The organism is Paraburkholderia sp. RL17-381-BIF-C, from assembly GCF_046026435.1.
Lineage (GTDB): Bacteria > Pseudomonadota > Gammaproteobacteria > Burkholderiales > Burkholderiaceae > Paraburkholderia.
In genome coordinates this window covers 1-306 of the sequence record NZ_JARESX010000255.1, presented here as the reverse complement: position 1 = coordinate 306, position 306 = coordinate 1, and the positions used below count along the sequence as shown (strand labels likewise).

Below are 306 nucleotides of genomic sequence, written 5' to 3'. Positions count from 1 at the left end.
TCGCGCTTCATGCCCATGCTGATGACTGCGGCGGGAACTGTGAAGGCTGCGCGTGTACTCGTGCTCGGCGCCGGCGTAGCGGGCTTACAAGCCATTGCAACCGCGAAACGTCTTGGCGCCATCGTTGAAGCATCAGACGTGCGACCTGCGGTTAAGGAGCAGATTGAGTCTCTGGGGGCCAAATGCCTCGATGTGCCGTTTGCTACGGATGAAGAGCGCGAAGCGGCGGCTGGTTCGGGGGGCTACGCGCGGGCGATGCCGCAGTCCTGGCTTGCTCGTCAGGCGGCGCTCGTCCATGAGCGCGCA

The 306-nt window shown here is 64.1% G+C and carries 1 pseudogene; it reads left to right on the top strand.

Annotated elements, in window-relative coordinates:
- A pseudogene (locus P0D70_RS36945) lies at window positions 1-306 on the top strand (NAD(P)(+) transhydrogenase (Re/Si-specific) subunit alpha); the annotation flags it as partial.